Annotated in this window: 12 protein-coding genes; 3 read left to right on the forward strand and 9 right to left on the reverse strand. The window is 69.0% G+C overall.

The window, feature by feature from the left end; translation table 11 throughout:
* The 5 genes from H3C53_12510 to H3C53_12530 all read right to left on the reverse strand — a co-directional run.
* Positions 1–977 (reverse strand): sugar ABC transporter ATP-binding protein (locus H3C53_12510; GenBank protein ID MBW7917487.1); only part of this gene is annotated, 977 nt, incomplete at its 3' end.
* Position 978: 1 nt separating this feature from the next.
* On the reverse strand, positions 979–2,007 hold the full coding sequence (locus H3C53_12515; protein ID MBW7917488.1) for a substrate-binding domain-containing protein: 1,029 nt from the start codon (positions 2,005–2,007) through the stop codon (positions 979–981).
* Between the two features lie 16 nt (positions 2,008–2,023).
* Positions 2,024–2,962 (reverse strand): ABC transporter permease, encoded by a 939-nt coding sequence (locus H3C53_12520; protein MBW7917489.1) that lies wholly within the window; start codon positions 2,960–2,962, stop codon positions 2,024–2,026.
* Positions 2,959–3,819 (reverse strand): ABC transporter permease, encoded by an 861-nt coding sequence (locus tag H3C53_12525; GenBank protein MBW7917490.1) that lies wholly within the window; start codon positions 3,817–3,819, stop codon positions 2,959–2,961. Before H3C53_12525 ends, H3C53_12520 begins: the two co-directional genes overlap by 4 nt.
* Before the next feature lie 121 nt (positions 3,820–3,940).
* The gene (locus H3C53_12530; GenBank protein MBW7917491.1) at positions 3,941–4,762 is read right to left on the reverse strand and encodes a carbon-nitrogen hydrolase family protein; all 822 of its coding nucleotides are present in this window, start codon (positions 4,760–4,762) and stop codon (positions 3,941–3,943) included.
* 353 nt (positions 4,763–5,115) lie between these two features.
* On the opposite strand from H3C53_12530, the gene H3C53_12535 reads away from it, so the two are divergent.
* Positions 5,116–6,255 carry a hypothetical protein gene (locus H3C53_12535; GenBank protein ID MBW7917492.1) on the forward strand — a complete coding sequence of 380 codons (1,140 nt, stop codon included), beginning with the start codon at positions 5,116–5,118 and terminating at the stop codon, positions 6,253–6,255.
* On the opposite strand, the gene H3C53_12540 is transcribed toward H3C53_12535, so the two are convergent.
* The 3 genes from H3C53_12540 to H3C53_12550 all read right to left on the reverse strand — a co-directional run bounded on the left by H3C53_12540 (position 6,252) and on the right by H3C53_12550 (position 8,399).
* A complete protein-coding gene (locus H3C53_12540) occupies positions 6,252–6,941 on the reverse strand; it encodes a hypothetical protein (GenBank protein MBW7917493.1) in 690 nt (229 codons plus the stop codon). The two genes, H3C53_12535 and H3C53_12540, sit on opposite strands and share 4 nt — an antisense overlap.
* A complete protein-coding gene (locus tag H3C53_12545) occupies positions 6,929–7,501 on the reverse strand; it encodes a hypothetical protein (protein MBW7917494.1) in 573 nt (190 codons plus the stop codon). The genes H3C53_12540 and H3C53_12545 overlap by 13 nt, the downstream gene beginning before the upstream one ends.
* Before the next feature lie 187 nt (positions 7,502–7,688).
* Positions 7,689–8,399 carry a phosphoribosyltransferase gene (locus H3C53_12550; protein ID MBW7917495.1) on the reverse strand — a complete coding sequence of 237 codons (711 nt, stop codon included), beginning with the start codon at positions 8,397–8,399 and terminating at the stop codon, positions 7,689–7,691.
* Between the two features lie 147 nt (positions 8,400–8,546).
* Between H3C53_12550 and H3C53_12555 the strand changes: the two genes are divergently transcribed.
* Together H3C53_12555 and H3C53_12560 are read left to right on the forward strand one after the other, a co-directional pair.
* Positions 8,547–9,695 (forward strand): hypothetical protein, encoded by a 1,149-nt coding sequence (locus tag H3C53_12555; GenBank protein ID MBW7917496.1) that lies wholly within the window; start codon positions 8,547–8,549, stop codon positions 9,693–9,695.
* Positions 9,696–9,796: 101 nt separating this feature from the next.
* The gene (locus H3C53_12560; protein MBW7917497.1) at positions 9,797–10,705 is read left to right on the forward strand and encodes an isoaspartyl peptidase/L-asparaginase; all 909 of its coding nucleotides are present in this window, start codon (positions 9,797–9,799) and stop codon (positions 10,703–10,705) included.
* A gap of 3 nt (positions 10,706–10,708) precedes the next feature.
* Here the strand turns inward: H3C53_12560 and H3C53_12565 are convergent, their stop codons facing one another.
* A complete protein-coding gene (locus H3C53_12565; GenBank protein MBW7917498.1) occupies positions 10,709–10,882 on the reverse strand; it encodes a hypothetical protein in 174 nt (57 codons plus the stop codon).
* Positions 10,883–10,936: the final 54 nt, after the last annotated feature.

The raw sequence follows: 10,936 nt of genomic DNA on the forward strand, positions 1-10,936 counted from the left end.
AGAGCGGTTCCGTTGAGTTCTACGCTGCCACCACTCCTGCGGTCGGCGCCGAAGACCAGGCGCAGTAGCTCGGTGCGCCCCGATCCCACGAGCCCGGCAACGCCAAGGATCTCTCCAGGGTGCAGGTCGAGAGCGAACGGCCCAAGGCCGGCAGCTTCCAGGTCCCGTACACGCAGCAGAGCTGCGCCCTTGCTACTGTCGTGCTCGCGCCGGGAACGCTCGGTGATGTCGCCACCCGTCATCTGGCGGATGAGCCTCTCTCGCGTCACCTTCTCGCGTGGGACGGTCTCCACCAGACTGCCGTCACGCAGGATGCTGATCGTGTCGGCGATGTCGAGTACCTCTTCGAGCCGGTGCGAAATATAGACGACGGCCGTGCCGCGTTCCTTGAGCCGCTCGATGAGTCGGAACAGGTGGCCAGCCTCGCCCGGGCTGAGGGCGGCTGTGGGCTCGTCGAGGATGAGGACGCGGGCGCCTGCCGCGATCGTGTCGCTGCGCGTGGCCATGGCGCGGGCGACCGTGACCAGTTGCTGTTGGCTTGGTGAGAGGCTGGTCACCGGTGCGCGGAGCGGTAGGCCCAGCTCCAGCTCGCTGCTGATGCGGGCTGCGTCCTGGTAGAGACGCCGCTGGGAGAGCACCCCGAGCCTGGTGGCGGGCTCCTCGCCAAGGAACAGGTTCTCGGCAACGTTCAGGTGGGGAACGAGGTCGGGGGTCTGGTATACGACTCGGATCCCGGCGCGGCGCGCCTCCACGGGATGACGGAACGTGGCCCTGCTACCCCCTAGCGTCAGATGGCCGCTCGAGGGTGCGAACACGCCCGCGAGCAGGTTCATGAGGGTCGACTTGCCGGCGCCGTTCTGGCCGACAAGGGCGTGGACTTCGCCCGGGTAACAGGCGAAGTCCACGTTCGAGAGTGCTGCGGTGGTCCCGAACGACTTGCTCACCCCGTGGGCGGCAAGTACGGGCTCTCGCGTCACGTTAGGGCGCCGGCTTCCAATCCTCTGGCAACTCCGTGGCCCACCAGTCGTCCGGCCGGTCCAGTTCCACCCAGTTGGCGTTGTCGGCGGGGCTCACGTACTCGGAGGCGACAGGCTCGTTCGCGGGTACGGGCTCGCCCTTCAAGATTGCCACGGCAAGCTGCATAGCGACCTGGCCGGCGCGCGTGGGGAAGGTGACCGCCCCACCCTGGCCATGCTCGGCTACCCACTTCAGCCAGCCGTTGTACTCGTCGCCAGGAGAGAAGGTCACTTCGTCCAGGCGGCCGGCTTCGTCGAACGCCTCGGCTATGCCGAGCGACATCTGACCGGAGGGCGAGAAGACGCCGTCGATTCGGGGGTAGCGGAGGAGCAGGTTCTCGGTGATCCGCTTCGACTCGGAGCGGCTCCACTGGCCGTACTCGACACTCAGGAGCTGCATGCCCGGGTTGGCGGCGAGCACGTCGTTGAGGGCCTCCAACTGTGCGGTGGCGGCGTAGGTTCCGGGGAGAGGAAGCATCGCGACCACGCCACCTTGGCCGTTCATGTCAGTGGCGAGGTGCTCCGCGACGAGGTGCCCGAGCGCGTACTGGTCGATGCTGGCCTGGCTAGTCACCTGCGGCAAGGGCGACGGCTCGCCCACGCTGACGATGGGCACGCCTTGCGAAGCTGCCCTATCGAGTGCCGGCTGCACCGACTCGTTGTCGACGGCCCAGAAGATCAGCAGGTCGATCCCTTGGCTGAGGAGGTCCTCGATGTCCGCGACCTGCTTGTTGGCGTCGAAGCCCGCGTCCGTCACGATGATCTCGCCGACCTCTGGGTGTAGCGAGGCCTCGTACTTGATGTACTGCAACGCGAAGACGACCCAGGAATTACTCAAGTATCCGGCGGAAACACCGATCTTCCAAGGGGGCGTGGCGGCGAAGCCTGAGGTGTCGACGGTTGCCTGCGCGGCCGCTGCCGGGGCGGCGAGGCAGAGAAGCAGGGCGAGCAGCCAGGTGCGCGCTCTGACGGCGGTGGATCCAAGAATCATCGTCGTGTTCTCCTTCCTAGGAACGGGCCTTGCGTTGAGTGATGGCGTAAAGGGTGACGGCTCCGATGATGATCCCTCCTCGAACGATCAACTGCCAGTGGTAGCTTAAGCCGCCCATCAGGACGAGCGTATACGCCATGGAGAGCAGGAGAACGCCGGCCACGGTGCCGGCGATGCTCCCCTTTCCTCCCTCGAAGGTCGTGCCTCCTAGGACGGCCGCGGCCAAGGCGTCGAACTCGTAGCCTTCGCCGATGAGGTTCCCGGAGATGCCGTACCTGGCGAGAAGGAGGATGCCTGCGATGGCCCCTGTGACACCCGATATCACGTACGCGCCGATCACGGCGCGTCTCGTCTTGACGCCGGAAAGCCAGGCCGCAGCCTCGTTCGCCCCGGTCAGGTAGAGGGCGCGGCCGAAACGAGTCTTGTGCAAGACGTAGGCCGCCACAACGATCAGCAGCACGAGCACCACCACGACGATCGGAACCGACCCCCAGCGCCCGTTCAGTACCTTCCGGAAGCTTGGGGCGAGCACTCCGAACGCCGTGCCGCCCGTGACGAGACGGTTGACTCCCGTCAGTAAGATGGCCACGCCGAGAGTGGTCACGAACGGCTCCAGCCGCCCTCTGGCGACGAGTAGCCCGTTGAGCCAGCCGACCACCGCCCCCATGAGGACGGCGCTGCCCAGCGCCAGCGGCAGCCTTGAGTCGCTTCCACCCATCAGGGCGGCGCTCATGACGGCCGCCAGCGACGCGATCGCTCCGACGCTGAGGTCCACGCGCCGCGCCACCATGACGAGCGTGATGCCGAGTGACACTATCCCGAGCGGCGCCGCTTGCCTAAGCAGGTTCAAGAGGTTGCGGGGGCTCAGGAAGCCCGGTGCGATCGGTATGGCGACCAGCGCCAGGACGATCACGGCCAACCAGATCCCGTGGGTCCGCCAGTCGAGTGACTTCACGGAGCCTTGGCGTTCGTCCAGGAGTGTACGAGGAACCGCCTGCGCCCGGTGGCCGCGCGCAGCCCGACCACTCCCACGATGATCCCGCCCATCACGACCTGTTGGAGGTAGGCCGAGACGCCTAGAAGGTTGAGCAGGTTAGCCACGAGCGCGAGAACGAGCGCGCCAGCCAGGGCTCCGAAGACGCTGCCTTGTCCCCCGGAGAACGCGGCGCCGCCAAGGATGGCCGCGACGATCGCCTGCAGTTCGAACCCGCTTCCGGCGAGAGGGTAGCCTGCCTGTAGCCGAGCGAGCACCAGTACCGCCCCGAAGCCTGCGAACAGACCGGAGAGCATGTAGGCGATCAAGGTCGTGCGCTTCACGCGGATCCCAGCGCGCCTGGCGTACTCGGCGTGGCTGCCGGTAGCCAACAGGTATCGACCTAGACGCGTGTAACGAAGTACGAACCCCGTGGCGAGCGCGAGAACGGTGAGCACCCAGGCGGCGCCTGGCAGCACGAACTCAGCGGTGAAGAACGCCGCGAACGAAGGTGCCGTCTTGCCCACGGTGCGGTAGTTCGTCAGCAGGAAGGTGACCCCCTGCAAGAGCGCCATCATCCCGAAGGTAAGGACGAACGGATGTGCGCCTGCCCACGCGACGAGCACACCGTTCACGATGCCAACGGCAAGGCCGAGCCCAAGCATCACCAAGATGGCCGGCACGACCTGCGCGTCGTTCCCGGCCATCGTCAACGCGCCGAGGGGAACGGCCAGCCCGATCAGCATCCCGACGGAGAGGTCGATGCCGCCCGCTAGGAGCACGATGGTTTGGCCCAGGGCGAGCACGCCGAGCGGCGCCACCTGCCTCAAGACGTTCAAAGCGTTCCCAGTGGTCGCGAACGGGGCCGAGGCTGCCGTCCCAACGACGATGAGCAGGACGACCGCGATGAACGCCGGCCGCCCCCCTTTGCCGACTTGAGACCACAGATCTGGCGGCGTCTCAGGCCTCCCAAGCACGGTAGAGGTCGACGCGGCGGTCCTTGAGGTAGGTGGCTATGGAGCGCCAGCGCGCTAGGTCAGGGGACTCGGTCACCACGTCTGCGATGGCGATGCCCTCACCGTCCGCGACGACGGCCAAGGGAGCTCCGGACGGCGAGCAGATGCAGGAGTGCCCCAGGCTCGCGAAGTGTAGCTCCCCGCCGGTTCGCGCTGCCATGGCCACGAAGGTCGTGTTCTCGAGCGCGCGGATCGACGCCAACGCTTCGGTGCGTTCGCCGGTCCACCCCCAGACCTCGCGCTGGTAGGAGTCCGCGATCCAGTTCGTGCTGTTCACGATCACGTCGGCCCCGGCAAGCACGAGAGAGCGGATGTACTCGGGGAAGAGAAGGTCGTAACAGATGGTGAGGGCGATCTTCCCGAACGGCGTGTCGAACAACGCCGGCTCGACATCGGGGGTGAAGGTCGTCTTCTCGGAGTCGAACAGGTGGACCTTCCGGTAGACGCCCTCTAGACCGGCTGGCGAGATCAGGACCGAGACGTTGTGATGCTTACCGGCACGAGCCTCGGCCATACCAACCACGAGCCAGGCTCCCTGGGCCCTTGCCACTTCGGCGAGGGCATCCGTAGTTGGTCCGGGGATGGGCTCGGCGAGTTCATTGATCCGGTCAGCGATGAAGTATCCGGTGGTCGCGAGCTCCGGGAAGATGACGAGACCAGCGCCGCCCTCGACGGCCGACCTCGTGAACTGGTCGATCTTCGCTAGGTTGGCGGCCACGTCACCGAGCGTGCAATCGATCTGGGCTACGGCTATCCGGCTCCGCATTTCCACTCCTTCTGCGCAAGGACGTTACCTCGTGGTGGAGGGGGCTTCCCCGGTGCTGAACCACTTGAAGCTCGACTGGCAGCGGGAAAGCCTATCGTGGTTCACTATCGGGGGGGTTCGAGGTTGGTGTCAACACCGCCGAGGCGATGGTTGGCAACGGTCGCTCGACCGCCTAGCGGGGGAGATGAAGGCGAGTGTCTGTTCCTACGACTGAGGTAGCTTCGACCGGCCCTAGCGCGCCGCGCACGATCGCCCTAGTGTCGTGCGTCTCAATGAAGCGCCCACGTGCCGCGGCAGCCCGCGATCTATACACCTCCCCCTGGTTCCGGAAGGCTAGCGGATACGCCGAAGCGGTGGCCGACGGGTGGTACGTGCTGTCGGCGAAGTACGGCCTCGTCGACCCAGGGCGGGTGATCGAGCCGTACGACGAGACCCTGAACGAGATGGGTTCCCGGGAGCGGCGGGCGTGGGCGGCGGGCGTCCTCCGTCAGCTCGAGGTCGTGCTTCGGTCAGGCGACAAGGTGATCATGCTGGCGGGTCAACGCTATCGAGAGGGGCTCATTGGCGCGTTGAGGGCGCGCGGCGTGCAGGTCAGCGTCCCGATGGAAGGGCTCGGGATTGGCGAGCAGTTGCACTGGCTGGCGGTGGCGGGCAACGTCGCGCCTCGCGTGCGCCGTGCGGCCAACGCGCCCCGTGTGCGCGTTGTGGCGGCAGCCCCGGCGACGCCACTCAGGTCGGAACCGCCGACCCCACTGGGTTCGGTCCTCAAGGCGGCCAGGAAGCTCCTCTCGCCGGTGACGAGAGGGAGTGACGACGTGGACGACCTACACGCCCTGGTGATGCAGATGGCGGAGAGGTTCGGCGTCGCGCCCTTGGGGGCATGCTCGAGCGCCATGCGCTGGCCCGAGCGAGGGGTCTACTTCTTCCTGGATCCCATGGAGAAGCGCGACGATGGCGCGGCTCCTTACCGCATCGTCCGCGTGGGCACGCACGCGTTGAACCCGCAGGCGAGGTCGACTTTGTGGTCCAGGTTGAGTCAGCACAAGGGCACGGCCTCCGGGCTCGGCAACCACCGCGGGTCGGTGTTCCGGAAGCACGTGGGGGTTGCCTTGCTGAATAGGGACGGAGCAACCCACCCATCGTGGGGGGTGGGGGCGACGGCTCCGCGCGAAGTGGTGGCGGGTGAACGGGAACTCGAAGAACGAGTGTCGGCTTACCTGACTCGCCTACTCGTCACAGTGCTGCCTGTTCTCGACGAGCCCGGCCCAACTAGCATGCGTGGCTATGTTGAACGCAACGCCGTAGCTGTCCTGACCCAGGCGCACGCGCCCGGCGAGCCTTTGCCCGCTAGTGCCACCTGGTTAGGCCACTTCTCCGGGGCCGTGGCGGTTCGAACCGGGGCCCTGTGGAACGTTCGGCACGTGGGCGAGCGTGCAGAAGCGTCGTTCCTCGGGAGGCTGGAGCGCTGGGTGAGCGGCCGATCGGGCCGCTAGTTGAGTCCCTCCGGCGGCTGCAAAGCGGCGATGGCGCTCAACAGGCTCCGCACCTCACGTTGCGACTCCGGGTCGTCCCCGAGGCCGCCGGCGAACCGCACCGCGCGAGTCAGGTGCAGCAGTGTCAACCGCAGGTCGACCAGGCTGCCCCGCCACCGGACCGCCTCCCTGTGGTGCTCACGCACGTACTCGGCTAGGGCGTCCAGCTCCCAGCCGACGAGCCGAGCGAGGGCCGGACCGTCGATCTCGCCGCCGTCCGGGTAGTGGTAGGCGAAGTGCCACCACTCATCGTCGGATCCGTACGCCAGAGGAACGGTAGCGGGGGCGAACAGGCGGAGCAGGTCGGGACTGATGGTGCCCAGGTCGGAGGGCGCGTCCTGCTTCAACGCGACGACCTCGTACTCGGTGGCCCGGACCCGCGCCTCGTAGGCGGCGGGGTCGGTCTGGTACGTCCTCATCTCTTCGACCATCGTCCTGAACATGGTCATCTTGCTCATCGTCTCGTCGGGCGTGAGGCGCGCGAGCGCCTCCACCACTATCGGGCCGGCACGGACCTCCGACAGGCCCAGGTGGTTACGCGCCAGCCTTACGAACCAAGTGGCGACCGACCGCTGTTGCTCCGCGTTCAGCACGATCCTCTTGTGGCTGGCGCGGTTGCCACCCGCGGGTGCGGTCAGATCGAGCATGCGGCCATGGCGACGCCGAGGCGGTCGAGCCGCACCAGTAGGACGAGCGTCTCGGAGCCGTAGCTCGAAGTGACGATGGATACCCGCTGGTCAACGGAGTCGAGGAGCACGCGCTCGCTGGACCCGTAGGGGAGGAAACCCTCGTAGAACACGAGTGCGGTGAGGATGCTCGAGCTCGAGTCGCGCAGGAACACCTCGGGGAGCGAGCAGAAGCGGCCCAGCTGCAGCGCGTAGCGGCGGGCGAGGTCGGTCATGGACTCGTGCACCTGCCCGTCGGTTCCCGTGCGGCGCAGTTCCGTCCAGCCGGGGAAGACCGCTCCCAGGCGGAGGCTGTAGTCGGCCAACGCCACCGTGGGAGCCCCGAGGAGCAGCGCAGTCGCGAACGCCGCCAGGAGGCGCCGGCGCACGTGCTTGCCCGGGGGCGCCTTGGTCGGCTCGCGCGCCGGTCCGTCGGGCACGCTCGTGGTGGCGGGTCGCCCCTGGGGCGCGTTCCGGCCTTCCGTGGTCGCGGACCGTTCCGCGGTCGTCGACGTGTCATCCAGCTCTCGCGCGTCCTTCATGACGTTGCTCCTCTCGTTGACCCCGCTGCGCCGCTTCCGAGGCCCGGGTCGGGCGCTGGTTGGCGGCCAGTGGGGACAGCCTAGGCAGGAGCTGCGGCAGGTAGTGTCGTTCTATCCGTCGGGTCGGAGCGGCTGGGAGGCTCGCACGAGGGGGTCCCACGTGGCCATGCGCGCGGACGCGTGGCCTCTACCGCCTGACCCACCCGTCCGCCACCGCGCTCAACATGGGCGTGTCGAACACGCCCACCACCTTGGCCGCCCGTTCCGGCCCGAGGGTGTGGACCCAGCGTTCGCTCTGGCGCATGGCAACGCCGCAGGCGAGCACCTCGGCGCCGAGCGACTCGACCAGCTGCCAGGGCGCGTCGAGGGTGGCGCCGCTACTGACCGCGTCGTCGACGAGCACCACGCGGCGGCCGCGGATGAGGGGCAGGAGGTTCGGGTCGAGGTAGACGCGCTTGGTGTCGTCCGGGGCGGTGATCGAGCGCACCGTGGCGGAGGCGGTCTCGTCGTACCAGTACTTGCGGGAGTAGCCCAGCGGCACCATCCGGCCCAACCCCAACTCCCTGGCCACGACGGGCGCGAAGGCGAGTCCGAGGGTGGGCATGCCCACGACCACGTCGGGCGAGTAGGGGGCCAGCAACCGGGCGATCATCACGCCGAGCGCCTCCACCACCTCCAGCGCCGCCTGGTTGCTGATGAGGGAGGCGACCGCCGTGGCCGGGTCCTTGGCCAGCTGCCGGATGGGGAGCACGAGGTACCGGCCGTCGGGGAGCTTCACCGGGTAGCCGTAGCGCCAGGGGCCGTCGCCGGGGCGGGCGCCGTCCGGCAGCTCGGCCTCGGGCACTAGGCGTTGCCAGTAGTCGGTGGTCGGCTCGGTGAAGTGCCCCCGGGTGGCCATCAGGCAGGCATGTTATCCGAATCCGGGTGACGCGGTTGACGCCGCGGGCGCCCCGCCGTGAGCGGGCCATCCCCTCGCCACCGCCGCCGCAGGTGTGACCTTTCCCGGCGTCACGGGGCGCCTCTCCGCGTTCTGATGGCGGCCACCATGGCCGAGAACGAAGTGTTCCTGTTGAGCGGCACGCGGGGCCTCGTCAAGCTGGCCCAAAGCCCCTACGCCACGGAGGACAAGCTGCAGGTGCTGCTCGAGAGGTACCCCGAGCTCTTGTCCACCGCCATCTTGCAGGAGGGAGCGCAGCTCCTCCTGGTGCGGCGCGAGGCCCCGGTGCCGGACGCCGCCGCCGGTCCGGGGCGCTGGTCCGTGGATCACCTGTTCGTCGACCGGGACGGCGTCCCGGTGCTGGTGGAGGTGAAGCGCTCTAGCGATTCACGCATCAGGCGCGAGATGATCGGCCAGATGCTCGACTACGCCGCCAACGCCGCCAGCTTCTGGTCGGCGGAGAGCCTCGCTCGTGACTTCGAGGCCACGTGCTCGGGCCTGAAGGCCGATCCCGCCATGGCCCTGGCCGAGTTCCTCGACGAGGACGAGGAACGAGACGGCTTCTGGTCGCGCGTCGCTCAGAACCTCGATGCCGGGCGGATGAGGCTGGTGTTCGTGGCGGACGAGATCCCGCTCGAGGTGCAGCGCGTGGTCGAGTTCCTGAACGAGCAGATGCACGCCACCGAGGTGCGCGCCGTCGAGGTGAGGCAGTACGTCGGGGCCGACGGGGGCGTACAGACCCTTGTGCCGCGCTCGGTTGGCCAGACCGCCAAGGCCATCAAGCGCAAGCAGGCCGGAGGGGGCGAGTGGCTCCACTGGGACGAGCCGGCGCTGCTGGCGGCGCTGCCCGCGGCGGAGGCGAGCCTCGCGCGCGCGATCCTCGACCGCTTGCGCGGGCTGGGCGTCACCGTCAGCTTCGGGCGGAAGCGCAAGCAGGGCAACGCGAAGCTGCACCTCCAGCTGGGGAGCGTGCGGCTACACCTCGGGAGCGTCACTTCCGATGGGGAGTACCGCATCGCGCTCAACAACCTGAGGCACGTGGCGCCCTTCTCGGACGAGCGCGCCCTCGACGGGCTGATAGGGCGCTTCCAGCGCGTCGCCGGGCTCGTGATCCCGCCGACCCAGCGCGCCGGTTGGCCCACGGTGCAGCTCAAGCTCCTGCTGGAACCCGCCAAACGGGAGGCGTTCCTGGAGGCCATCGAGTACGAGGTTGGCGAGCTGAGGGCCGCGCACGCAGGCCCCGAGGAGCGGCCCTAGGGCGACGCGGGCGCTCGCGCGACCCGCCGCCACCCACGCGCGCCCGGCCGCGCCCGCCCTCGGTCGGCGCGGCCGTCGCCCGCCACGAAGTAGCATCAGGGATGGTAGCGATAGTCATCCATGGCGGGGCGGGGCGGATCGACGCCGCCGACAAGGCGGCCTACGTGGCGGGGCTCGAGCGCGCCCGCGACGCCGGGTTCGAGGTGCTGGCCGGTGGCGGCACGGCCGTGGCCGCCGTGCTGGCGGCCGTGACGACGATGGAGGACGATAAGCAGGCGTTCAACGCGGGCACCGGCGGCTCGCCCAACCGCGACGGCGTGGTGCAGTGCGACGCCGCCATCATGAGCTCCGACGGCAGTAGCGGCGCAGTGGCGGCGGTGACGCGCGCCCGCAACCCCATCCTGCTGGCAGACGAGGTGCGGTTGCGCTCGCCGCACGCGCTGATCGTCGGCGCCGGCGCGGACGCCCTGGTGGCCGAGCCGATAGGGAACGCCGAGCTCCTCACGCCGCGCACCCGCGCGGCGCTCGCACGGTGGCGCGAGGCGCAGCACGAGCGACCGGAGGGTTCCGCGACGGTTGGCGCCGTGGCGCTCGACGAGGCGGGGATGCTGGCGGCGGCCACCAGCACGGGCGGCCTGCTGGGGAAGTGGCCGGGCCGGGTGGGCGACGCGCCGCTGGTTGGGGCGGGCACCCTCGCCACGCGGCGGGTTGGCGTCTCGTGCACCGGCGACGGCGAGGCGTTCATCCGCGCCGTGACCGCCAAGGGCCTCGCCGACCGCTTCGACGCGGGAATGGAGCTGAGCGCTGCCACGAGGCTCGCCCTCGACGAGGTCGCCGCCCAGGGCGCCAACGGTGGCCTCATCGTCCTGACCGCCGACGGCGTGATCGCCTGCGGCTTCAACGCCCGCGACATGGCGTACGCGTGGCGCACCGGCGAGGGGGCGGAGGCGGTGGTGGCGAGCGAGCCGGGGGTGAGGTTGGCGGGTGTCGCTACCGGCGTTGGGAGCTGAAGGTCAGGTGCCGGCGATGGCGGCGCGCAGCGCCATGGTGGGTGGCCCCCCGTGCTCCTCGTCGGCTTGCCCGCTGAGGGAGTAGGCCCGCACGGCCGGGACGACTCCACCCTGCACAGCTTGGGGGCCGACCGGCTCGTACGTGATGACGCGCAGTTCCACGACGGCGTTCGACAAGGCGGGTGGCGGCTCGGCGGATCCGGCACGTACGTCCCCGGGGAACAGGGCCCG

The sequence above is a fragment of the Trueperaceae bacterium genome (genome assembly GCA_019454765.1).
Taxonomy (GTDB): Bacteria; Deinococcota; Deinococci; order Deinococcales; family Trueperaceae; genus JAAYYF01.

Bases quoted from the DNA above. Each gene is read 5' to 3' on its own strand.
- H3C53_12550 (MBW7917495.1), bottom strand. From the start codon at position 8,399: ATGGCCACCCGGGGGCACTTCACCGAGCCGACCACCGACTACTGGCAA.
- H3C53_12560 (MBW7917497.1), top strand. From the start codon at position 9,797: ATGGTAGCGATAGTCATCCATGGCGGGGCGGGGCGGATCGACGCCGCC.
- H3C53_12515 (MBW7917488.1), bottom strand. From the start codon at position 2,007: ATGATTCTTGGATCCACCGCCGTCAGAGCGCGCACCTGGCTGCTCGCC.
- H3C53_12540 (MBW7917493.1), bottom strand. From the start codon at position 6,941: ATGCTCGATCTGACCGCACCCGCGGGTGGCAACCGCGCCAGCCACAAG.
- H3C53_12555 (MBW7917496.1), top strand. From the start codon at position 8,547: ATGGCCGAGAACGAAGTGTTCCTGTTGAGCGGCACGCGGGGCCTCGTC.
- H3C53_12530 (MBW7917491.1), bottom strand. From the start codon at position 4,762: ATGCGGAGCCGGATAGCCGTAGCCCAGATCGATTGCACGCTCGGTGAC.
- H3C53_12545 (MBW7917494.1), bottom strand. From the start codon at position 7,501: ATGAAGGACGCGCGAGAGCTGGATGACACGTCGACGACCGCGGAACGG.